The sequence below is a fragment of the Ruegeria sp. CL7 genome, from assembly GCF_056536445.1.
Genome location: NZ_JBQFPQ010000001.1, coordinates 1,360,692 through 1,383,486, shown reverse-complemented (window position 1 = coordinate 1,383,486; position 22,795 = coordinate 1,360,692). Strand labels below are relative to the sequence as shown.

24 protein-coding genes are annotated in these 22,795 nt (G+C 59.4%); 8 read left to right on the top strand and 16 right to left on the bottom strand.

What is annotated here, in order from left to right:
* The first annotated feature begins 8 nt into the window (after positions 1–8).
* From ACR0LI_RS06955 to ACR0LI_RS06940, 4 genes are all read left to right on the top strand, one after another.
* A complete protein-coding gene (locus tag ACR0LI_RS06955) occupies positions 9–998 on the top strand; it encodes an ABC transporter substrate-binding protein (protein WP_152457702.1) in 990 nt (329 codons plus the stop codon).
* 157 nt (positions 999–1,155) lie between these two features.
* Complete coding sequence (locus ACR0LI_RS06950) at positions 1,156–1,869, top strand: ABC transporter permease (protein WP_480489968.1); 714 nt, start codon at positions 1,156–1,158, stop codon at positions 1,867–1,869.
* Positions 1,862–2,596 (top strand): ATP-binding cassette domain-containing protein, encoded by a 735-nt coding sequence (locus ACR0LI_RS06945; protein WP_171723443.1) that lies wholly within the window; start codon positions 1,862–1,864, stop codon positions 2,594–2,596. The genes ACR0LI_RS06950 and ACR0LI_RS06945 overlap by 8 nt, the downstream gene beginning before the upstream one ends.
* A gap of 22 nt (positions 2,597–2,618) precedes the next feature.
* Positions 2,619–3,434 (top strand): ABC transporter substrate-binding protein, encoded by an 816-nt coding sequence (locus ACR0LI_RS06940; RefSeq protein ID WP_171633073.1) that lies wholly within the window; start codon positions 2,619–2,621, stop codon positions 3,432–3,434.
* A gap of 49 nt (positions 3,435–3,483) precedes the next feature.
* On the opposite strand, the gene ACR0LI_RS06935 is transcribed toward ACR0LI_RS06940, so the two are convergent.
* The 11 genes from ACR0LI_RS06935 to ACR0LI_RS06885 form a co-directional block, all read right to left on the bottom strand.
* Positions 3,484–4,356, bottom strand: a complete 873-nt coding sequence (locus ACR0LI_RS06935) for a helix-turn-helix transcriptional regulator (RefSeq protein WP_171633070.1) — start codon at positions 4,354–4,356, stop codon at positions 3,484–3,486.
* Positions 4,357–4,482, bottom strand: a complete 126-nt coding sequence (locus ACR0LI_RS06930) for a hypothetical protein (protein WP_256367747.1) — start codon at positions 4,480–4,482, stop codon at positions 4,357–4,359. It abuts the gene before it with no gap.
* A 13-nt stretch (positions 4,483–4,495) separates the two neighbouring features.
* Positions 4,496–5,758, bottom strand: a complete 1,263-nt coding sequence (locus ACR0LI_RS06925; RefSeq protein ID WP_480718233.1) for a c-type cytochrome — start codon at positions 5,756–5,758, stop codon at positions 4,496–4,498.
* Positions 5,759–6,955: a formate dehydrogenase subunit gamma gene (locus ACR0LI_RS06920; protein WP_171633065.1), complete on the bottom strand. Its 1,197-nt coding sequence runs from the start codon at positions 6,953–6,955 to the stop codon at positions 5,759–5,761. It abuts the gene before it with no gap.
* A gap of 27 nt (positions 6,956–6,982) precedes the next feature.
* Positions 6,983–7,333, bottom strand: coding sequence for a putative quinol monooxygenase (locus ACR0LI_RS06915; protein WP_171633062.1), 351 nt, complete (start codon positions 7,331–7,333; stop codon positions 6,983–6,985).
* A gap of 111 nt (positions 7,334–7,444) precedes the next feature.
* Positions 7,445–8,038 (bottom strand): formate dehydrogenase FDH3 subunit beta, encoded by a 594-nt coding sequence (gene fdh3B / locus ACR0LI_RS06910; RefSeq protein ID WP_010439472.1) that lies wholly within the window; start codon positions 8,036–8,038, stop codon positions 7,445–7,447.
* A gap of 12 nt (positions 8,039–8,050) precedes the next feature.
* Positions 8,051–10,945 carry a formate dehydrogenase subunit alpha gene (locus ACR0LI_RS06905; RefSeq protein WP_171633060.1) on the bottom strand — a complete coding sequence of 965 codons (2,895 nt, stop codon included), beginning with the start codon at positions 10,943–10,945 and terminating at the stop codon, positions 8,051–8,053.
* Between the two features lie 105 nt (positions 10,946–11,050).
* Positions 11,051–11,239: a ubiquinol-cytochrome c reductase iron-sulfur subunit N-terminal domain-containing protein gene (locus ACR0LI_RS06900; RefSeq protein WP_171116379.1), complete on the bottom strand. Its 189-nt coding sequence runs from the start codon at positions 11,237–11,239 to the stop codon at positions 11,051–11,053.
* 57 nt (positions 11,240–11,296) lie between these two features.
* Positions 11,297–11,908, bottom strand: coding sequence for a TorD/DmsD family molecular chaperone (locus ACR0LI_RS06895; RefSeq protein WP_171231802.1), 612 nt, complete (start codon positions 11,906–11,908; stop codon positions 11,297–11,299).
* A 4-nt stretch (positions 11,909–11,912) separates the two neighbouring features.
* A complete protein-coding gene (locus ACR0LI_RS06890; RefSeq protein WP_480718232.1) occupies positions 11,913–12,494 on the bottom strand; it encodes a DUF3306 domain-containing protein in 582 nt (193 codons plus the stop codon).
* Positions 12,491–13,045, bottom strand: coding sequence for a DUF3305 domain-containing protein (locus ACR0LI_RS06885; protein WP_171723437.1), 555 nt, complete (start codon positions 13,043–13,045; stop codon positions 12,491–12,493). The genes ACR0LI_RS06890 and ACR0LI_RS06885 overlap by 4 nt, the downstream gene beginning before the upstream one ends.
* 263 nt (positions 13,046–13,308) lie before the next feature.
* Between ACR0LI_RS06885 and ACR0LI_RS06880 the strand changes: the two genes are divergently transcribed.
* Positions 13,309–15,261 carry a 4Fe-4S binding protein gene (locus tag ACR0LI_RS06880; RefSeq protein ID WP_480718231.1) on the top strand — a complete coding sequence of 651 codons (1,953 nt, stop codon included), beginning with the start codon at positions 13,309–13,311 and terminating at the stop codon, positions 15,259–15,261.
* Here ACR0LI_RS06880 and ACR0LI_RS06875 read toward each other — a convergent pair.
* Positions 15,255–15,983 (bottom strand): hypothetical protein, encoded by a 729-nt coding sequence (locus ACR0LI_RS06875; protein WP_171633047.1) that lies wholly within the window; start codon positions 15,981–15,983, stop codon positions 15,255–15,257. The genes ACR0LI_RS06880 and ACR0LI_RS06875 overlap by 7 nt on opposite strands.
* A gap of 122 nt (positions 15,984–16,105) precedes the next feature.
* Here ACR0LI_RS06875 and ACR0LI_RS06870 point away from each other — a divergent pair, with 122 nt between their 5' ends.
* The 3 genes from ACR0LI_RS06870 to ACR0LI_RS06860 are packed head-to-tail and all read left to right on the top strand — an operon-like array spanning position 16,106 to position 18,338.
* Positions 16,106–17,167 (top strand): Mrp/NBP35 family ATP-binding protein, encoded by a 1,062-nt coding sequence (locus ACR0LI_RS06870; protein WP_152457717.1) that lies wholly within the window; start codon positions 16,106–16,108, stop codon positions 17,165–17,167.
* On the top strand, positions 17,164–17,862 hold the full coding sequence (locus ACR0LI_RS06865; protein WP_171633043.1) for a biotin/lipoate--protein ligase family protein: 699 nt from the start codon (positions 17,164–17,166) through the stop codon (positions 17,860–17,862). The genes ACR0LI_RS06870 and ACR0LI_RS06865 overlap by 4 nt, the downstream gene beginning before the upstream one ends.
* Entirely contained in the window at positions 17,859–18,338 is a 480-nt protein-coding gene (locus ACR0LI_RS06860; RefSeq protein ID WP_171633041.1) for a DUF6505 family protein, read from the top strand. Before ACR0LI_RS06865 ends, ACR0LI_RS06860 begins: the two co-directional genes overlap by 4 nt.
* Here the strand turns inward: ACR0LI_RS06860 and ACR0LI_RS06855 are convergent.
* From ACR0LI_RS06855 to ACR0LI_RS06840, 4 genes are all read right to left on the bottom strand, one after another.
* Entirely contained in the window at positions 18,335–18,835 is a 501-nt protein-coding gene (locus ACR0LI_RS06855; RefSeq protein WP_480718230.1) for a flavin reductase family protein, read from the bottom strand. The two genes, ACR0LI_RS06860 and ACR0LI_RS06855, sit on opposite strands and share 4 nt — an antisense overlap.
* Before the next feature lie 88 nt (positions 18,836–18,923).
* Positions 18,924–20,336 (bottom strand): 3'-5' exonuclease, encoded by a 1,413-nt coding sequence (locus tag ACR0LI_RS06850; RefSeq protein ID WP_171633039.1) that lies wholly within the window; start codon positions 20,334–20,336, stop codon positions 18,924–18,926.
* 2 nt (positions 20,337–20,338) lie between these two features.
* Positions 20,339–20,857, bottom strand: a complete 519-nt coding sequence (locus ACR0LI_RS06845) for a hypothetical protein (protein ID WP_171633037.1) — start codon at positions 20,855–20,857, stop codon at positions 20,339–20,341.
* Between the two features lie 27 nt (positions 20,858–20,884).
* Positions 20,885–22,708 carry a DUF294 nucleotidyltransferase-like domain-containing protein gene (locus ACR0LI_RS06840; protein ID WP_480718229.1) on the bottom strand — a complete coding sequence of 608 codons (1,824 nt, stop codon included), beginning with the start codon at positions 22,706–22,708 and terminating at the stop codon, positions 20,885–20,887.
* Positions 22,709–22,795 lie beyond the last annotated feature (87 nt).

Below are 22,795 nucleotides of genomic sequence, written 5' to 3'. Positions count from 1 at the left end.
AAATGAAGATGAACAAGCTACTCAGCGGGGCGGTTGCCGCCTTTAGCCTGGCAGCCAGTGCGGCGCTGGCGGCGGATGAGGTGACATTGCAACTGAAATGGGTCACGCAAGCACAGTTCGCGGGCTATTATGTTGCCAAGGACAAGGGCTTTTACGAAGAAGAGGGGCTGGACGTCACCATTCTGCCCGGCGGGCCTGACATCGCTCCGACGCAAGTGATTGCAGGCGGTGGTGCCGATGTGACCGTCGAATGGATGCCTGCCGCGCTGGCTGCCCGTGAAAAAGGGCTGCCGCTGGTGAACATCGCGCAACCTTTCAAAAGCTCGGGCATGATGCTGACCTGCTGGAAAGACGCCGGGATCTCGTCGCCCGAAGACCTCAAAAACCGCACGCTGGGTGTCTGGTTCTTTGGCAACGAGTTTCCCTTCATGAGCTGGATGAGCCAGTTGGGCATCAGTACCGATGGCAAAAGCGAAAACGGAGTGGAAGTTCTGAAGCAGGGCTTCAACGTCGACCCGTTGCTTCAGCGTCAGGCGGATTGCATCAGCACCATGACCTACAATGAATACTGGCAGGTCATCGATGCCGGTGTCAGCCCGGATGAGCTGGTGACCTTCAAATACGAAGACCAGGGCGTGGCAACGCTGGAAGACGGCCTTTATGTGCTGGAAGAGAACCTGAGCGATGCGGCCTTCGCCGACAAGATGGAGCGGTTCGTTCGCGCGTCGATGAAGGGGTGGAAATATGCCGAGGAGAACCCGGACGAAGCGGCGGAAATCGTTCTGGAAAACGATGCAACCGGTGCTCAGACGGAAGAGCACCAAAAGCGTATGATGGGTGAGATCGCCAAGTTGACCGCAGGGTCGAACGGCGCGCTGGACCCGGCTGATTTCGACCGCACCGTCAACACATTGCTGGCAGGCGGGTCTGATCCGGTTATAACCAAAAAGCCCGAAGGGGCCTGGACACATCAGATCACCGATGCTGCACTGAATTGATCTCAGCCTTTCCTTGGGGAATTGAGGCGCGGTCCCAATCGGGGCCGCGTTTTTCATTCTAAATGCCGGATATGTGTCTGTACTCGACCTGAAATCAGAGTAGTATTTACCTGTAAACGAACGCATTTCATACGAATTGTGAACCTCACGGGATAAAATGCAGGCATTTGCATCAGAATTCAGCTCTGCCATCGCGCTGATCTTTGAGGGAGACTCAGAGCTGTGGGCGATTGTGCTGTTGTCCCTGAAAGTATCCGTGTTTGCGGTTCTGATTTCCGCCCTGATCGGCATGCCCGTCGGTGCCGCTCTGGCTGTGGCCAGGTTTCCGGGGCGGCGGATGCTGATCGTTCTGATGAATGCCCTGATGGGGTTCCCGCCCGTGGTCGTGGGGCTGCTGGTCTATCTGATGCTGTCCCGTTCCGGCCCGTTGGGTGTGCTAGAGCTTTTGTATACCCCGACGGCCATGATCATTGCGCAGGTCGTGTTGGTCACTCCTATTATCGCGGCATTGACCCGGCAGGTGGTCGAAATGCTGGCCGAGGAATATTCCGAACAGCTGCGATCACTGGGCGTGTCGCGGCTGGCATCGGTTCCCGTGCTTCTCTGGGATGCGCGGCTGGCACTGGTTACCGCCTTGCTTGCGGGGTTTGGGCGCGCCATTGCCGAGGTCGGCGCGGTGATCATCGTGGGCGGCAACATCAACCATGTGACGCGCGTAATGACGACGACGATCGCGTTGGAGACGTCGAAGGGAAATCTGGCGCTGGCGTTGGCGCTGGGGGTAATCCTGATCGGGATCGCGGTGGCCGTGAACGCGATGGTCAGCGCGATCAGCCTGCGGGCCGAACGGGAAGGGGTGCGTCATGCGTGACCTGCTCTGCGACAGGGTGAACTGCCTGAAGGTCGAGAACCTGCAAATCCGCACTAGCGGCAAGGCGTTGTTGGACGTCTCGTCATTGGTTCTGGATGGGCCGGGGCCAACCTTGATTCTTGGCCCCAACGGTGCAGGCAAAAGCCTGTTGCTGCGCTGTCTGCACGGGCTGATCACGCCGGATCGGGGGCAGGTCGTCCAGGGTGGAAAACCGCTGGGCGCGGCACAGAAAGCCCGCCAGGCCATGGTGTTTCAGAAACCGGTTCTGCTGCGTCGATCTGTTGCGGCAAACCTTGACTTCGTTCTCAAGCGTCAAGGCATGGGGCGAAGGGCCCGTAAGGCCCGTATCGCCGAATTGCTGACCGAAGGCGGGCTGGACGGCAAGGCCAGACAACCCGCGCGGTCATTGTCCGGGGGAGAAGCGCAGCGATTGGCGATTCTCCGTGCGCTGGCGCTGGACCCCGAGACCTTGTTTCTGGACGAGCCCACCAGCGCTCTGGATCCCAGCGCGACCCAGATGATCGAACGAATGATATTGCGGGCATCGGCTCGGGCCGTGCGGATCGTGATGGTGACGCATGATATCGGTCAGGCCCGTCGTTTGGCCTCGGACGTGGTCATGATGCAGGGCGGGCATGTCGTGGAACACGGTGTGGCAAAACAGGTTTTGAATTCACCCGAAAGCGATGCGTCGCGCCGCTATTTGGCGGGCGGGTTGGTTACATGAAATACAGAAAGTGGAGAGTGTGATGTTCCGGAAATCAATTCGGGCAGCGGTGGTGGCTGTGGGCCTGTTGACCAGCGCGGTTTCGGCGGAAGAACCGTTTATTGTGGTGCAGTCGACCACGTCTACACAGAACTCGGGACTGTTGGATTACATCCTGCCGTGGTTCGAAGCCGATTCAGGTATCGATGTCCGTGTCGTGGCGGTTGGAACCGGTCAAGCCATTCGGAACGCCGTCAACGGGGACGGGGATGTTCTTTTGGTTCACTCCAAACCGGCCGAGGAGAAATTCGTTGCTGATGGTTGGGGCGTAGAGCGGAAGGATCTGATGTACAATGATTTCGTTCTGGTCGGCCCCAAGTCTGACCCTGCCCGAATTCGCGGCGGCGTCGATGTGTTGGCCGCGCTGTCGAAAATCGCCGAGGTGGAAGCGCCGTTTGCATCACGCGGTGACGACAGCGGAACACACAAGGCTGAGCTGGGCTATTGGTCCGCAGCCGGGCTGGACCCTGCCGAGGCTTCGGGTGCGTGGTATCGCGAAACCGGATCTGGTATGGGCGCGACGCTGAACGTGGCCAGTGGAATGGATGCCTATACGCTGACGGATCGAGCTACGTGGCTGTCTTTTGGAAACCGGGGAAATCTTGAGGTATTGGTCGAAGGGGATCCGCGCCTGTTCAATCAATACGGTGTGATTCTTGTGAACCCTGACAAGCACGCGCATGTGCGGGCGGCAGCCGGCCAACGTTTCATCGACTGGCTGACGGGGCCGGACGGGCAGGAAGCGATTGCGTCGTTCAGGCTGGACGGACAGCAGGTGTTCTTTCCGAACGCCGACTAAGCCGGCCTGTGGCGGGCGTATCCTGACAAGGTAAAAGGCGGGTGAGGGCTCACCCGCTGGCACCGTTGTGGTGTATCGTGCCCAGGCCCGACAGGTCGTAGCCACCGAATTCACGGGCCCTTTGCGCAAATTGATCCGAGCGCAGCAGCGTTATCAGTTTCTGCATTGGCGGATCAAAATATGACCTGCGCCAAATCGCCAGATCCAGCCTCTCGGAATGGGTGGGGACGAAACCCAGGTTGTAAAGCCCTGCCAAAGCCCCCAGCCCAAAGCCGGCCTCGGCCTTTTCGCCGTGAAGGGCGATGGCCAGTTCCTCTTCGGTGCGTGCGCAGCCGGGGGTTGCGTCCAGATCGTCTCGGCTCATGCCATGTGCTTCCAGCTGGCTATCGAACAGGTGTTGGCTGGCCGCACTGTCCTGACGCATGATCACGCGGCGCGATTTGAGATCCTTAAACGTTTTGATATCCGATATGCCCGGGGCAAGAAGCAGCCCGCGCTTGCGTCGGGCGATTTCGTACAATACCACCGGCCCTTCGCCCAAGGCGTCACGCAGGGATTTTTCGTTGAACCCTCCGTCTTCGTGGATATGCAACACGGCCGCCTGTGCGCTGCGCTCGCTCAGCCGTGTCAGCCCGTCAAAGGAGCCGTCGTAATAGGTGGCAAGCCCCGATCCGCTTTCACGCAGCGCCCAGTCCAACAGAGGATCATGGCTGCCTGCTACAATCGGAGGCAGAGGCGGTTCGGCCACCTGCGGGCCGGATCGCGACGCGTTGAGCCAGGCAATGATTTCGGCCCGCGGGAACAACAGCTTGCCCATGGCGCGAACACAGGGCACCTCGCCCGAGGAGGCAAGATCATAGGCTTTGCGCTCGCCGATGCGCAGCAGATCGGCCAGTTCGCGGGTGGTCAGGTATTGCGACATTCAGTCGAGGCGCACGGCAGAGCCGGACGTGGCGTCGGCGGCGGTGAACCCGATCCGATCCAGCACGACAGGGGCTGCCACTGCAATGACGACCATTGCGGCGACCGCGGCAAGAAAGGCTTTCATGGTCTCCTCCAGTTCAGTTCCGGGCACCCGTTGCGCGGCGCAGAAAAACAATAAGATCCTGACGATCCTGAGCTTGTGTAATTCGCTGCATCGGCATCTTGGACCCCGGAATGTAATGGTCTGGCCCTTCGTCGAAAAGAGCATTTATCGTTTCGTCATTCCAAATGATATCAGAGCCTTGCAGCGTATCCGAGTACAAATATCCCGGTAACGTGCCCGCGCGCCTGCCGAAAACCCCGTGCAAGGAGGGGCCTGCGCGGCGCTGGCTGTTGGGGGTGAGGCTGTGACAGATCGAGCATTTCCGCGCGAACTGACGCTCACCATTGTCCATCTCGTCGGGGTTTTGCAGAAAACTTGGCTCGGCAAAAGCCATCTGTTGCCGATCGGACAGGGCGGTGACCGGCCAACTGTACATGGCCTCGTCGATCCCGCCTGCATGGATGTTTTCACCATCGACCGAGAAGGCCAGGGCCCAGACTGGCCCCCGCAACGTTGCGCGAAAGTCCTGCGCGATGCGCCAGTCCGAGGTATCGATGACCATGATATAGCCTTCGCCGTCGCCCACGGCCAGAAACCGACGATCCGGGCTGAGCGCCATGGCCAGGATCGGGCGACGATCCAGAGTGAAATCGCGCTCTTCACCGGTGGAAAGGTCCAGTATTCGGGTCACTCCGTCGACGGCACCGTAAGCGATCCAGTTGTCCTGTTCATTCAGGACCAGCTCGTTGATACCGAACCCGTGTTCGATGAGCCGGTTGATCTCTTGCCCAGTCGAGATATCCCAAATGCGCAGCGACCCATCCATGCTTGCTGAATAAAGGCGTGTGCCGTCAGAAGAAAAAACTACGGCGTTCACACCGCTTCCCGTCGGTCCAAGAGTTGTGGGCGCGGCTCCGTTCACGGGCCAAAGCCCAATCAATCCGTCCCAACTGGCGGTTGCGACGTGGGTCTTGGACGCTGCCAGACCCACGATCTTGCCCTGATGTCGCCCAACCACGTCGCCACCGGGCCATTTGCGCAGGGTGAAGTCATCTCCCGCCGAGTAGATGGCCGTGCCATTGAAGGCAACGGCGTTCACGGCGGCTTCATGACCTTCCAGCCATTCGGGGGTCCGATCAGCCCACAGCCCGACGGAATTGTCGAAACTGGCTGTTGCGATACGCCCGTCCGGGGCTGTGGCGATCCCCATGATTGGGCCGCCGTGTCCCTTGAGTGTGAAGAATTCGGCCAAGGCGGGCAGAGGGATCAGCGCCAGGGCCAGTACCAGCCCCCGCATCTATTCAGCAGGCGAGGCGGCGGTTTTGCCTGCCTCTTTTTCCTGAACTTCTTCCAGCCACAAAGAGTGGTGTTCACGGGCCCATTGTTCTTCGACCTCGCCGGTGCCCATGGCGTCAAAGGCGCCCTCCATTCCGACAGAGCCGAGATAGATATGCGCCACGATGATCGCAATGAACACATAAGCAACCATCACGTGCCAGACCTGAGCATATTGCATTTCTTCCTGCGGCGACATCTGCACCGGCAGGTTCAGGCCCATCATTTGCGGAATACCGGTCGCATTGGCGATCTGGAAGGTTTTGGCAAACAAGGGCATCTCGAACGGGAACAACAGCGACAGACCCGACAGGCTGATGGAGGCGCCCAGCAGGATGCAGGCCCAGAATATGATCTTTTGACCAGCGTTGAATTTCTTTGCCGGTGGATGGCTGTTCTTGGTAAACAACCCGCCACCCGCGGCCAGCCATTTCAGATCGACGCGGTTGGGGATATTATGGGCAATCCAGTTTACCGTGACGATGATCAGGCCCAGCATGAAGGCCCAGGCCAGATTGTTGTGCAACCACTTGCAGCCCTGTGCGAGGGCTGCAAAGCCCTCTTTCCCGAAAACCGGGATCAGGAAGTCGCGCCCATAAAGCGTCAGCAGGCCCGTGACGCCAAGGATCAGGAATGACCCGGCAAACAACCAGTGCCCGAACCGCTCGAACCCGTTGAAACGCGTGACCGTACGGCCGGTTTTCTCACCATCGATGCGAATTTTGCCTCGGATCAAGAAAAATAACAGGATGATGCCCAGCATCCCGGCAATGATATAGGTGCCGTATTCGCGCAGCGGTCCGGTGCGGAAGGTCAGCCACCACATGCCGCCATCCTGAATCAGCACGCTGTCTGCTGGACCATGAGAAGACACCGTCACATCAGCCGAGCCATAGCGCAAAGCGCGATACACGTCACTGTCCGAGGCCACTCCACGCGTGCCAAGCTGACCCAGCAACCCCTCGGCATTGCCCTGACCAGTGTTCTCGGAACGATAGCTGTTGTCGACGGTTTCACCACGCTGCCGGGCGAGAATGTCTTCCAGCGTTGTCGCTCCGCCGGTCGAGGTGCGCTCATCCGTCGTGGGTTCAGAGGTCTCTTGCGCCCATGCGGCTCCGGTCAGAAAAATCGAAACGAGCAGAAACTGAATCAGACGCATAGGGATATCCTCCTGTGCATTTTCATATCAGCGGTCAAATCCACCGATTTGCTGGTGAAAAACGGCGCCGACCGGTGCGAGCGCTTCGCGAAGATCATCCTTGGCCGGACCATACACGTCCAACCCCACTGGCGTCAGAAGCGCCAGAAACCGTTCCGCAAAATTAGCACCAAAATTTTGCATATGTATCATGGCATCTTCGGAACTGGCATAGCGTTCATAGATATGAACGGCCGAACCGGTCATGTGCCATTCATAGCTTCTGGCGCCGGTTTCTTGCAGTGTGGCCGCGACCATTTCCGCCATAAGCGCTTCGAACTCATCCTTTTTATCCAGATCGAGGTCAAGCTTCAGCAGCCAGTAAACATCATTGGTCATGCGCGCCTCTCAAATTTGTTTGCTGTGACGTTACAGGAAACGGATCCCCGATCACATCACCTGAAAAGCCCCCCGCAAAGGGCGGGAGGCTGTTTTGTCAAAAGCCGGATTTCAACCGTCTTTCTGGTCGTAGGCCGTGCCCCAACCCCAGGCGCCCGAGCCGAAACCGCGCGCCACGACGCGTTCACGGTAAACTGCGGAAACCACGTCGCCGTCACCGGCGAGCAGGGCCTTTGTGGAACACATTTCGGCGCAGATGGGCAGCTTGCCCTCGGCGATCCGGTTGCGACCGTATTTTGCGAACTCTGCGGTCGAGTGCGTTTCCTCGGGGCCGCCGGCGCAGAAGGTGCACTTGTCCATCTTGCCGCGCGATCCGAAGTTGCCCGCCTGCGGATATTGCGGCGCGCCGAAGGGGCACGCATAGAAGCAATAGCCGCAGCCAATGCACAGGTCCTTGGAGTGCAGCACGACCCCTTCTTCGTTCTGATAGAAGCAGTCGACCGGGCACACCGCCATGCAGGGCGCATCCGAACAATGCATACAGGCGACCGAGATCGAGCGTTCGCCCGGGTTGCCGTCATTGATCGTCACCACCCTTCGGCGGTTGATGCCCCACGGCACCTCGTGTTCGTTCTTACACGCGGTTACGCAGGCGTTGCACTCGATGCAGCGTTCAGCGTCGCAGAGAAACTTTGCTCTAGCCATTAATCGTCCTCCTTACGCTGCCCAGATCTTGCAGAGAGTCGCCTTGGTCTCCTGCATCTGGGTCACTGAATCATAGCCATAGGTCTGGGCGGTGTTGGTACTTTCACCCAGCACATAGGGGTCTGCACCTTTGGGGTATTTCTCCCTGAGGTCCTCGCCCTGGAAATGGCCGCCGAAGTGGAACGGCATGAAGGCCACGCCGGCACCGACCCTGTTGGTCAGCATCGCCATCACCTTGACCTTGCCGCCCTCGGGGCCTTCGACCCAGACCTGTGATCCGTCCCGAATGCCAAGGTTGTTGGCATCGCGCGGATTGATCTCGACGAACATGTCCTGCTGAAGCTCAGCCAACCACGGATTGGACCGTGTCTCATCACCGCCGCCTTCATATTCGACCAGACGACCAGACGTTAGGATTATCGGGTAATCCTTTGAAAAGTCGTTCTTCTGGATCGAGGCGTACAAGGTCGGAAGGCGATAGGCATGCCGGTCCTCATAGGTGGGATAGTCGGCCACCAGATCGCGCCGCGGCGTGTAGAGCGGCTCGCGATGCAGCGGGATCGGATCCGGGAAGGTCCAGACAACCGCGCGGGCCTTGGCGTTCCCGAAGGGCGCACAGCCATGTGCAATCGCGACCCGCTGGATGCCGCCGGACAGGTCGGTTTTCCAGTTGGTCTTTGGTCCGGCCACGGCGTCGATGGCCGCGCGTTCCTCGGCCGTCAGATCACCGTCCCAGCCAAGATCCATCAGCATCTGCATCGTAAACTCTGGATAGCCATCCTGAATTTCCGACCCAACGCTATAGACCCCTTCGGCCAGCAGGTTGTCGCCGTCGCGTTCCACGCCAAAACGGGCGCGGAAGGTCAGGCCGCCTTCGGCCACCGGTTTGGACATGTCATAGAGGTTTGGTGTCCCCGTATGGCCCATTTCCGGTGTGCCCCAGCAGGGCCACGGTAGACCGTAATATTCGCCGTCGTTTGGTCCACCAATGGCTTGCAGCGTGGTTCTGTCGAACGTGTGCTGGTTGGCCATATGGCTTTTCAGACGTTCCGGCGACTGACCGGTATAGCCGATGGTCCAGAGGCCCGAGTTGAACTCACGCGTGATGCTTTCAACATTCGGGGTTTCGGGGTCTTCCATCTCGATATTGCGGAAGAACCGATCCGCCCAGCCGAACTTGTTGGCGAACTTGGCCATGATGACCTCGTCCGGCAGACTTTCGAATAACGGATCGACCACCTTGTCGCGCCACTGCAACGACCGGTTCGAAGCCGTGACCGAGCCACGGGTTTCGAACTGCGTACAGGCCGGCAACAGGTAAACGCCATCGGTCCGGTCATGCAAAACGGCGGAAACGGTGGGATACGGGTCGATAACGACCAGCATGTCCAGCTTTTCCATCGCCGTCTTCATTTCCGTCATCCGGGTCTGCGAGTTGGGCGCGTGGCCCCACAGAACCATGGCGCGGACATTGTTGTCCTGATCCATGTTGGCCGGGTCTTCCAGAACACCGTCAATCCAGCGGGAAACGGGAATGCCGCGCTCGTTCTGCAGCGGTTTGTCCTTGCCGTCCTTGTCCTTGATCGTGGCGAACTGACCGGCCAGCCATTCAGGTTCTTCGCCCCAGACACGGGCCCAGTGACCCCATGCGCCTGCGGACAGGCCATAATAGCCGGGCAGGGTATGGGAAAGAACACCAAGGTCCGTTGCGCCCTGAACGTTGTCATGACCGCGGAAGATGTTGGTGCCACCACCCGAGGTGCCCATGTTGCCCAGTGCAAGCTGAAGTACGCAATACGCGCGGGTGTTGTTGTTGCCGTTGGTGTGCTGCGTTCCGCCCATGCACCAGACAACCGTTCCGGGACGGTTGTTGGCCATCGTGCGGGCAACCCGCTTCAACTGCGACCCCGGAGTGCCGGTGACACGTTCCACCTCATCCGGGTTCCACTTGGCAACTTCTTCGCGGATCTGATCCATGCCCCAGACACGGGTGCGGATGAACTCTTTGTCTTCCCAACCGTTGTCGAAGATGTGCCAGAGGATACCCCAGATCAGCGCAACGTCCGTGCCGGGGCGGAAACGGACATATTCATCCGCGTGCGCCGCAGTGCGCGTAAAGCGCGGGTCGCAGACGATCAGCGGGGCGTTGTTCTGCTCTTTTGCGCGCAGAATATGCAGCAGCGAGACGGGATGCGCCTCGGCAGGGTTGCCGCCGATGATGAAGATCGCCTTGCTGTTGTGCATGTCGTTGTAGCTGTTGGTCATGGCGCCGTAGCCCCATGTATTCGCAACGCCCGCAACAGTGGTCGAGTGGCAGATCCGGGCCTGATGGTCCACGTTGTTCGTGCCCCAGTAGGCGGCGAACTTGCGGAACAGATAAGCCTGTTCGTTGTTGTGCTTGGCGGAACCCAGCCAGTAGACGCTGTCAGGCCCGCTTTCTTCGCGGATGCTCATCATGCCGTCGCCGATCTCGTTGATCGCCTCTTCCCAGCTGATGCGCTTCCACTCTCCGCCTTCTTTTTTCATCGGGTATTTCAGGCGGCGCTCGCCATGGGCGTGCTCTCGAACCGAGGCCCCTTTGGCGCAATGAGCGCCCAGGTTGAACGGGCTGTCCCAGCCGGGTTCCTGCCCGATCCAGACGCCGTTCTGAACTTCGGCAACCACGGTGCAACCGACCGAACAATGCGTGCAGACGGATTTGATGTTCTCGACTGCCGTGTTGGCTGCGGTCTGGGCGTTGGCAGGCGTCACGGTTCCACCCGTGGCGCTGATCGCGGCAAGGCCGCCGATCGTCAGGCCCGAGCCACGCAGGAATGCGCGGCGATCGACGGTATTCTCGCCGATTTGGGACAGGATACTTGTCCGCTGGGGGCGTCTCGCAACCCCGTTGGTCTTTTTCCTAAGCATTTGTTTCCTCCCTTGCGCGCCGTGTATGCCACGGCTGGCTTGGTACTGCTGAAGCCGACGTCGGGGCCAATCGCAACCGTCAGTCGGGTGTGAAAACGTCCGATCCTAGAACCGGGTGCTTTCGATGTAGGCGCGTGTATGCGCGGTATCCTGGATGCGGGTGTCGTCTGTCGGCGCTTCGGCCGCTTCGGCTTTTCCGGTCAGGCTGGCGGCGGCAACGGCAGCAGGTGCTGCGGTTCCGGCCAGTTTGAGGAAGTCGCGGCGTGTGGCGCCTTCTTCCTTGGTCTTGCTCATGGGCTCCTCCTGTCCCAATTGCGGTTTGGTGCCCACGGGGCACCGGCGATTTGCGGGCTACCCCGCTGTCATCCGGAACGCTTCGCGCTCGATCTCCATGAATACCCGACCGGCGGTGCCGACGGATGCATAGAGAACCGAGTTTTCAGCAGCTTCCAAATCCGAATAGAAATGTGCGGCCCATGGGCCGATATGTTTGCTCCAGAACGCTTTCTGGTCTTCAAGCGATGCCGGGCTGCCAAAACGCCCAACGATCATGCCTGCCATCATCTCCATCAATGAGGCGATGTTGTCCTCGGGCTCAAACACGTTCTGGGCGCGTGTGATCCCACGCACGGCCATGTCATTGCGGAGCTGCGCAAGGGGTTTCTCGTTCAGAAAACCCGTGAGGTAGAAGCTGGCATAGGGCAGCAATTCGCCCCGACCCAAACCGATGAACAATGCATTGAATTCCCGTTCAGCGGCGGCGGGCTTGGTGACCTTTGCAACCCGCGCCATGGCTTGGATGGCCTGACCAAGATCAGTGTCATCACCGCTGAGGCCCGCCATTTGATCCAACAGCATCTGGTCGGGTGGACCGGCCAGCAGCAAGCCCAGAAAGTTGTAGAAATCCGCGCGCAGGCGATCCTCGGCTGAAACGTCCAGAGTGTGCGCGTCACTTGCGGTCATTCGGTCATCCTTCAAATTCAAATGTCATTCGACGTGGCGCCGGAGGAAGGTCGATTTCTTCCGGCTCGTCCGCCAGCGCGAGCGACACCGGCTCGGGCCGGGGATCGGGTTCGACCGGCACAGCCTCGGGTTCAGCGCGCGCATCGGCTTCGCTTTCAGCAGCATCGTCTTTGACCTCTTCCGCGTCGATCGCCAGTGCTTCGATATGTGCCAGCATACCTTTTCCAACCTGATAGGCGGTTTGCATGTTTTCGATCACGCAGGCCGCATCGGTGTAGTCCTCGCCGTAATCAACCAGCCCGTCGACATTGGCCAGAACCGGGTTCAGCCGCCACAGCCGACGCAAAGCACGACGACGCAGGCGATCAGGCACGGCCTTGGCCATGAAGCCCGAAACATCGTCGCCGGGTTGCAGGGTCTCTGGGTCAGGAAGGTTGAACTCGGCGAGGATCTCGGCGTCATCCTTTTCTTCCAGCTCCGCTTGCCGTTCTGCGATCACCTGTTCTTCAAGGGCCAGTGCCTCGGCCTTGGCTTCGGCCTGAACGGCGGCCTTTCGGCGAGACCAGAAATCATCGGGCCGGTTCATTGCAGCGCCTTTCTCGGGGCGCGATACACGTCCGACGTCTGCCGGATACGAGCATCACCCTTGCCGTCTTCAACCAGATCTGTCCGCTTCTTGTCGCGGCGGCGCTTGACGAACACTTCGTGCTGATGATGTTTCAGAGTAAAATCGCGAACCCAGGCAATCAGCCCTTCGGTCATCGGGATCTTCTCGACAATTTCTTCACCGGTATCCGCGTAATCCTGCCCCTCGAACGGAGAGGCGGTGATCAAAACTGCATTCAGGGGAGTTTCGCCTTTCAGTTCGTCCCGCAGCACAAGGTACAGCGAAGGCTGCCCATCCGACAAGTTAACCATGTAGGCTTCGGTTTCATCTGCCCAGAGCGTCAGGGGCAGGGTGGCCGCGTGATACTCGACGGCATCGCCTTCGCGGCGCAGTTCCTGCCAGTCGGCCGGCCCTGCGCCGGGTAAAAGGGCCACAGCGCTCCAGTTCCACCGGGCCCACCGTGTGACCCCGGGTGTCTTGCGCACGATGACGCCAACCGGCATTTCAGTCTGGCTTGCGGCCTTCGCCACTGGCTCCTCCCCGAAAGGCTCTCCCCTGCCTTTCCAAGTCCACTATGGTACACAAACTAGCTGTGTGCCAAGCCTAAGCTCTACGACTTTGGTCGTAGTCCAGGGTAGCAACTGCGTGAGCAGGTCCTGCGAATGCTTGTGTTTCGTGGCATTTATTGCCGAAATTCAACCCTGTGCAGGAAACGCGGCAAGGGGTTGAAGTTGCTTTCCCAGGGGTACAGCCTAGTGTGCATGGAACCGGGGCGGTTGCCCGAGGAGAGGATATGGCCACGAAACTACTGCTATGTGATTGCGCCGGAACACAGGCAATCGATCCGGACAAGATCGAAAGCGCCTGCGGCGTTGCCTGTTCCAGGTTGCATACCGCGCTTTGTACCGATGAGTTGCAGTCCGCAGCTGCCTTGATGAAAGAAGGTGATACCGTCATCGCTTGTGCGCAAGAGGATGACGTTTTCAGGTCACTGGCCGAAGACCTGAATATCGACGTGCCCGGATTTGTCGATCTGCGCGATCGGGCCGGGTGGTCTGACCAAGGTGCGGATGCGACCCCCAAGATGGCGGCATTGGCGGCCGAGGCCGTTCTGGCGCAACCGGTCACACCCAGCGTGGATGTCTTCAGTGAAGGCACCTGTTTCATCATCGGGCCCGGTGCGGTGGCCTTTGATCTGGCAGAGCGTTTGGCGGATTCGTTGGCAGTGACCGTCATGACGACCGATTTGTCAGAGCCCCTCTCGCGCGCCTATGACGTGGTACGGGGGCAGCTTCGATCGGTTTCCGGTGCGCTTGGTGGGTTTTCGTTGCGTCTGGACGCGCTTCAGCAGGTCGTGCCCGGTGGGCGCGGCGCGTTTGCTTGGACCGATCCAAAGGACGGTGCGCTTTCATCGTGTGACATTGTCATCGATCTGGCAGGAGAAACGCCCTTTGTTCAGGCCCCGGCCAAGCGTGAAGGCTATCTGCGGGCTGATCCCAGGGATGCGGTTTCCGTTGAACGCCTGGCTTTTGAAGCCGCGCAATTGGTGGGGACATTCGAAAAGCCACTTTATGTGCGCGTGGAAGAAACCCTCTGTGCCCATTCCCGGGCCGAGCAGGTGGGCTGTACCAACTGTCTGGATATCTGCCCAACCGGTGCGATTTCCCCGGCGGGCGAGCATGTGGCGATTGACCCGATGGTATGTGCAGGCTGTGGTGCTTGCGCCGCGCTGTGCCCTTCAACGGCCATAACCTATGAAGACCCGCCTGTTTCGGCGCTGCTGTCGCGGATGCATATTCTGGCCCGTACCTATCGACGGGCCGGCGGCACCGCGCCTCGGCTGCTTGTACATGACGCCCACGGGGCCGAAATGATCCGGTTGGCGGCGCGTTTCGAGCGTGGATTACCTTCGGACGTGATCCCATTGGAATTGAACGTGATATCTGGCTTTGGCCATGCCGAGATGCTGGCTGCTCTGGCGCATGGGTTCGCTCGGGTGGACGTGCTGTTGGCGCCGACGACTGAGCGCGAGGCGCTGAACCGCGAGCTTGAATTGGCACATGCCATTGCAGGCCCCGAGTGTATAGGCCTGATTGACGAAGCGGACCCCGATGCGATGTCCGATCTGCTGTACGGGCAAGCGGTGCCCCGGCCTTTGTCCGATCCGGTCTTGCCTATGGGCAATCGCCGGCAAATCGCACGGCTGGCAGCACAGGCGCTGAACCCGCAGGCTGAATCGCCTTTGCCGCTGCCCGAAAATGCGCCTTACGGGGCGGTTGCAGTGAATACCGACAGCTGCACCCTGTGTCTCAGCTGTGTGTCGCTGTGCCCATCCGGTGCGTTGATCGACAATCCGGACAAGCCGCAATTGAACTTCCAGCAAGATGCCTGTCTGCAATGCGGGATGTGCAAGACCATATGCCCCGAGGATGCGGTCACGCTTGTTCCACAACTTGATCTCAGCGATGCGGCCCTGTCACAGCAGGTTCTGAACGAAGAAGAACCTTTTGCCTGCGTGGAATGCGGGGCATTGTTCGGCGTGAAATCCACGGTTGAGCGGATCATGGAGAAGCTGTCGGGCACACATCCGATGTTCGCGACGTCGGATCAGGCGCGGATGATCCAGATGTGTGACAATTGCCGGGTGAACGTGCAGTTCCAACAGCAAGACAATCCTTTCCAATCAAAACCCAAGCCCCGGGTCGTCACGACCGAGGATTACTATTCAGACAGAAAGGATCACTGAAGTTTCAAGGGTGCACCCAGATCCGCAGCGTCGATGCGCGATACGAACGCCAGGATCGCGTCAAGATCGTCCAATGTCATCTCAACCGGGTGAATAGGAGATGGGCGTTCGGGATCGAAAGGCGGTGTCAAACCGTCGATCTGTGTGAATGCGGGGTGGGGGTTCAGGGCGAAAAACGCTTCGAATCGCTGCGACCAGTCGGGCATTGCGCGCAGAACGGCGAAAGAGGGCGTCGACCCCAGGCCATTCATGCGGTTCCTTGGCCCGATGACATGACAGCGCCCGCAATGAGTCATCGAAAGTTCTTCGCCAAGTTGGGTGTCGCCCTCGACGATGTCACCGGACTCAACCTCGACAATATCAAAATTGGCAGAGTAAGGCCCTCCGTCTGCCGGGGCAAAGCTTTCCACCGTGCGCTTGCCGATATCCGACTTCAGCCATTCAAGAAAACGGGCCTGGCGGTCACTGTCTTCGATACGCAGGTGATAGATCACACCGTCGCGGGCAAAGACCGGATCACCGGGCGGCGCGGTTTCCAGCGCCATGACCCCGGCGTCGTCTGCAATAACACGGATCCCGGTCTTGAGAGAGAAGCGAGGAAGGATATGTTGCAACAGGCCAGAGTCTTTAACCTCTGCCGGGGCCGCAAGGCCAATCGCCTCTTGTGACCAAGAGGGGGTGGCAGAGAGCGTCAGGCTCAGGCACAAGAGGACAAAGCGCATGGCTCAACGTAACTTCGCGGGGCGGGATGCGTCAAATGTACAGACAAAGACGGAGACACGTGCAATGAGCGGCGAGTCGATACGCACGCCCCTGTCAGCAGGGCGGATCAAGGGGAACAAGCATGAGTGTTCGTGACGCGGTTCTGGCGAACCTGAAAAAGATCACCGACCCGGTTTCCGGGCAGGACATCGTAAGCGCAGGCATCGTGCGCGCCTTGAATGTGGAAGGCGACACGGTACGCTTCGTGCTTGAGGTCGACCCGAAATATGCGGAAAAGATGGAACCCGTCCGCGCCACGGCTGAAAAGGCCGCTCAGATGGTGGAAGGCGTGGCAAATGTTTCGGCCTTGATGACCGCGCATTCCGACAAGGCACCGCCGGATCTGAAACCGAAACCCAAGCCATCGCAAACCGGGCCGCAGGCAGTGCCGGGTGTGGATCGGATCATCGCCGTTGCCTCCGGCAAGGGTGGGGTTGGCAAATCCACCGTTTCGGCCAACCTTGCCTGCGCATTGGCTGCGGAAGGCCGGCGTGTAGGTCTGCTGGACGCGGATGTTTACGGGCCGTCGCAACCCCGGATGTTGGGTGTCTCGGGCCGTCCGGCCAGCCCTGACGGCAAGACAATCCTGCCGCTGCGCAACCACGGCGTCACCATGATGTCGATGGGTTTGATGACCAACGAAGGTCAGGCGGTTGTCTGGCGCGGGCCGATGCTGATGGGTGCGCTGCAACAGATGATGAGCCAGGTGCAATGGGGCGCGCTGGATGTTCTGATCGTCGATCTGCCGCCCGGCACCGGTGACGTGCAACTGACGCTGAGCCAGAAGTTCCAGGTGGATGGTGCCATTGTCGTTTCAACGCCGCAGGACGTGGCCCTGATTGATGCCCGCAAGGGGATCGACATGTTCAACCAGCTCAAGACACCCATTGTCGGGATGATCGAAAACATGTCCACGCATATCTGTTCGAACTGTGGGCACGAAGAACATGTTTTCGGTCATGGTGGTGTCAAGTCCGAGGCAGAGGCGCTGGGCGTGCCATTGTTGGGTGAAATCCCCTTGCATCTGGACATCCGTGTCGCCGCTGACGGAGGCGCGCCCATCGTGGTCAGCAAACCTGACAGCCCGCAGGCCGAGGCATTCCGCAAGATCGCCCGCGACATGATCGCCAAAGGCAACGCATGAGCCAGCCGGTTTTCCCACCCTTGCTGACGGGCCACCCGGTTCAGGGTGGGGAAGACCCGTTCGAGCGCGCGCAGGCCATGGCTGCGCTGGGCTGTGATGCGGGTACGGTTGTCTACAATATTCAGGCGGATTTCCTGCGCGTGGCAATTGTTTTTGCCCCCGAGGTACCGTTGCAAGATGCGGTGGCGATGCTGCCGCTTTGTGCTGTGGGATTCCAGAACGCGCTGGGCGCTTTGGCCCCGCCAGAGGTTGCGGTGCATCTGGGTTGGGATGGTCTGATTTGCGTGAACGGGGCGCGGTGCGGCCGGTTCCGCGCGGCTGCGTCAACATCAATGCCCGAGGAAGAGCCGGACTGGCTGGTCGTCGGTTGGGAGCTGACGCTGTTGCAAACAAGTGATGCGCCGGGTGAAACCCCTGATATCACAGCGCTGTACGATGAAGGCTGTGCCGAGGTTTCTGCAACGCAGCTGGTGGAAAGCTGGTCACGACACATGTTGACCTGGCTCAACCGTTGGCAGGAGGATGGCAACGCGTCCTTGCACGCCGAATGGATGGGCCTGCTGCGCGGCGTGGGCGAACCGCTGATCGCTGGTGGCGTATTCCTTGGAACGGATGAACGTTTCGGGATGCTGATCCGCGATGGGGTCGATACACATCTGCGCCCCCTGACTGACATGTTGGAGAACCGAGAATGAAACTGGCCCGAGCGATCCATTTCGACGAAAGCGACATGAACGTGTTTCATTCGCCGGCGCGCACCGGAGAGTGGTGCGTTTCGGGTGGGTTTGAGTTTTCCAACTGGGGGCAGGGCGATCTTGAAGGCAAGGCACGACAGGCATTTGCGAATGGCTGGCTGGGGTTGGAAACCTTTGGCCGGGTGACTTTTGTCGCCGTGACGCAGATCGAAGCCGCAGAGAAAGATCAGATTACGCGTAATCTGGCCGAACATTTTGTGCAGTTCTATGGCGCACCCTCGGTCGAGGCCGCATTGGGCGTTGCGCAAGCTGAAATCGACCACATGTCAGAGTTGTGCGAAGACCATCCGGCCAACACGCTGTTGACCGTCGCAAGGGAATTGACAGAGACAGGCGTGCACGAAGCCTTTCGCGTGATCACTCCGCAGGACGCGGAGTTGGAGGCGTTGGCGGTTCACGGGTCGCTGGACGATTAGATCAGGTCGACAAACCCGCCGAACTGCCCGCGTTTGAAGATCAGCCCTTTGCCGGTGCGATACATGACCTGATCTACCTGACCCACGATGATCAGATGATCCCCGGCGTCATGACGGGCATGAAGGCGGCAATCGAACCGGGCCAGACACTGGGCCAGATGTGGGCGCCCGGCCTTATCCTCGGTCCAGTCTGCATGTGAGAAATCCGCCCCATCGCGTGCAAACCGCAACGCCTGATCCTGCTGATCCTGTGCCATGACGTGGATCGAATAGAGATCACAGGTACTGAACGTATCGAATCGAAATGATTCCTTGGCCAGACACCACAGGACCAGTGGCGGGTCCAATGAGACTGAGGCAAATGAATTCACCGTAATGGCACGCGGGCCATTGTCGGATTGCGCGGTAATCACCGTGACACCGGTGCCAAAGCATCCCAGCGCTTCCCGAAAGGCGGGGCTTTGATCCGGGGTCGGTCTAAAGGTCTTTTCGGTCATTGCGCGCTTAATCCTTGGCCGCGCATCAGGTGCCATGCGTGGCCCGGTTTGTCCATGAAAAGCTGACTGCCGGGTGCAATTTATACCGTCAGTTCAGATCTTCCAGCAAACGACCGTGTTTGCGGGTTTCCATAATCACCTCGCCAAAAGTCGTCAGGCCGCGTGCTTGCAGGATCGGCAGCACCTTGATCAATGCCTCGGCCGTGGCAATCGCATCGCCAAGTGCGGTATGGCGCAACGCTTCGGGGATCGTGATTTCCAACCGTTCACACAAGGCGTCCAGTGTGTGCGTGTCGCTTGCCCCGAACAGCACCGCAGACAGCAAGACCGTGTCGAGTATCGGATGATCCCACTCGACACCCATCCGTTTGGCATGGCGGCGCAGAAACGCCATGTCGAACGGGGCATTATGCGCCACGATCACGGCGTCGCGCGAAAACTGATGGAATACGCGTCCGGCTTCGGCGATATCGGGCGCCCCCTGAACCATACGATCGCTGATCTTGTGTACTTTGGTCGAGGCCGGGGGAATCGGAATGCCGGGATCAACCAGCATGTCCAGATGCTCACCCTGAACGATTTTACCATTCAGAACGCGCACTGCGCCGATCTGTACGATCTCATCCTTGTGAGGCAGCAAACCGGTTGTTTCCGTGTCGAAAACCACGAAACACAGATCCGTCAGGGGGCGGTTCTCGAACGCATCATCCCCCGGTTTATTGAGAAGTTCGAAATCATAGACCAGCGGGCGGGCATCGTCCGGCGACATATGTGTCGCGCTGTCTTCGAAGACAAGCATATATCCGGGTGCATCGCCCAAGGGTTTCATCCGGGCGGAATATGTCTGCCGCCCGTCCACGCTGGACAGGGTGCAATAGACGTCCTTTCCGGTTTTGCACATCTTGGCATATGCGTCTGTCAGGCCGGTGGCTTCGAGGTATTCGAAAAGAGATGCGTTCAGACGAGGATGCGCGATCTGGGCAAGAACCTCGGCGGCCTGCCCGTCGTACAGAACGATCTGATGTTTCGGACTGGCCAGCAGCATGGCCACCGGAATTTCCGTCAGCAGCGCGGTCAGGCGCTGTTTTTCTGCGGCCAGATGCGCGGTTTCGGCGGCCACGGCCTCGGCTGTGCGCATGGCGTTCGAGGCCAGTTGTTCCGCCAATCCCGCCGCAGCCGGGGCAAGATCGCCCAGATACCGCGCGGCCTGCATGTCCAGGTCGGTGCTTACACCGGCATGTGCACGGGCACGCAACTGGGCGGAAAGCCGTTCGATCGGTTTGGCGACGTTGTCGTCGAACAGCAGCCAAACACCCGCGACCAGTGCCAGAAATCCAAATCCGATCAGGATTTCGGCGAAGACGAAATCATTCAGCAGACCGGGGTTTCCCGCACGGGAATAGGTGATCCAGAGAGCGGTGGCGCTGATGGCAACCCCGCCCAGGGCGAGGAGGCAGAAAAACAGAAAAATCCTGAGCCTCAAACTCAAACCGGTCAGCATGATCAAACCCCGCAAGTGGCTGCGATGACGGGGTCATTGGTTCCGGCTGCAATCCAGTCAGCGTTCACCAGACGCCCGTCCTCGGCAAATTCGGCACCATCCGCCAGGTTGGCGCGGCGGCCTTCTGCACAATTCACGGCCACCGGCAGTTTCGAAACCGGAGCCCAGCGGCCGAAGAAGTAAAGATCGACAAGCCGTTGTTCCGGAACGTTTTCGTTTGTGCGCACCGATACGGTGTCGATTGCGGCAAACCGGTCAACGAACGGCACCGCGTAGGTCCAGGGGCGATAAAACGCGCGGCTTTCGACCTCTTGCACGATGGTCATCTCTTCAGGCAGTTGGTCGCGCGTGCGATCGTACCAGGAATATTCGCTGGTGATGGTCATCGCGATCATTCCAAGACCGGCCGCAACCGGCGTTGTCCATTTCGGCAGGCGCCCTCCGGTCAGCTTGTTCAGCAGAAGAACGATTCCGGCAAATGCGATCCCCGCAAAAACCGTGCCGATCAGTTCCAGAAACATGTGGTCTCTCCGTTGGTCAGTCGCATGTCAGCCCAGCATTCCCTTGCCGTGGCCAACTGCCGATTGCATCGTTTTTACCACCACAAAAGCATCACGCAGATGACTTCGCTCAAAGTCCGACAATTCAGACGGTGGCAGATAGTTGTCGGGCATCGCTCCGGACTTAACCAGCCGAACCTGATGTTCGAGCCGGGTTTCCGCGATCAGATCATAGGCGTCCAGCAGGTCACGCGCACCAGAAGGGCTGAGCACGCCGCTGGCCTCGGCGGCTTTCAGGCGGGCGCGGGTGTTGGCCTCGGTCAGCTCGCCTTGCAGCGCGTAGATGCGCGCCAGATCGACGACGGGCACAACTCCGTTGTGTTTCAGGTCCAGCGTATTGCGATGCTCACCCGAGCGGATCGTCGCGAAACCGCGCAGCAGGCCCAGTGGGGGCGTATGCTTCAGCGAGTTCGAAATCATGTGTGCGACGAAGATCGAGTTTGCCCTGGCCGCTGCCAGAGTGTGGGCTTGCAGGTCGGCAAACAACTCAAATGCGCCGCCGATGGGGCGCAGGTCGAACATGACCGAGGCCAGCATTTGCGCCTCGGGGTTTGGCTTGGCAATCCAGCCCTTGAAATAGTCGCGCCAGACACGAACCGGCTGACACCAGCGCGGATTTGTCGCCATCATGTCGCCGGGGCAGTAAAAGTACCCGCAGACGTCCAGCCCGTCAGAGACGAATTTGGCCAGTTTGGTGAAATAGGACATATCGGCGTCGGTGACGCTGTCATCCAGCATCAGGCAATTGTCCTGATCCGATACGCCGGTTTGTTCTTGCCGTCCCTGTGAGCCGCAGGCCAGCCACAAATAGGGTACAGGCGGCGGGCCCAGTTCAGTTTCGGCCAATTTCAGCAGGCGACGGGTAACCGTGTCGGCAATATCGGTGATCAGCCGCGTGACGATCTCGTGCCGGTTCCCGCCGGCAACCAACTGAACCAGCAACTGCGGAATTTCCGCCGTCACCCTCGCCATCTCTTCTGCGCTGTCGGCCTTTGCGATCCGACCAACCAACTCGGCCGAGTTGACGGCCTGATAGTGGGTCAGATCGGTCTGCGTCACGATCCCGACCAGACGACCGCCTTCGGAAACCGGGATGTGGCCAATGCCGCGCTCCATCATGATATGCAGAACGTCCGAGCCGATATCGCTGGGCGAGAGGGTTACGGGATTTGCAGTCATGATTTCGGATATCCGTGTTGTTACGGGCAACCCGTCGGCAACAAATTTGCCCGAAATGTCCCGCAGGGTGGCGATACCCTGCAACGTCTCTCCATCTGTCACGCATAGCGACGAGATGTGTTTGTCACGCATGATCCGTGCCGCTTCCTGAACTGTCGTGTCCGCAGGGCAGGTGGCGGGATCGCGCGCCATCAGAACGTCAATCGAACTGGTCGCAAGGCTTTGAGGGCCGCTGCGATTACCGCGGGTTCGATTGAAGAATTTGGCGACGACGTTGTGGTTGTCGATCAAAGTCCGGACCAAATCCGGAGGCAGAACCATTAGGACGGATGGTGTATGAGCGCGGGCCTTGGTCGCAGCCTTGCCGTCCTTCAACAGGCCGCGTTCACCGAAGGAATTGCGCAACCCCAGATGAGAAACGACTGCGCCGTTCTCGTCGGTGATCTCAACCTGTCCTTCATAAATCACAAAGACCCCGGGCAGGGAATGGCCGAGCTCATAGACCGAGGCGTCTTCCTCAACCTCCCAGACCTCGATCTGCTTTGCGATCTGATCGAGGGTGTCCGACGGCAGCGCGTCATAGGGATGAACGGATTTCAGAAACCGGGTAATTTCATCGTGGGATAGGGGCATCTGATGTCTCCGGTATTCTGGTGAAAAAATCCCGCCCGGTGGTGTGCCGGGCGGGAACAGTGGATCGAAAGACGCGGCCGAAGGCAA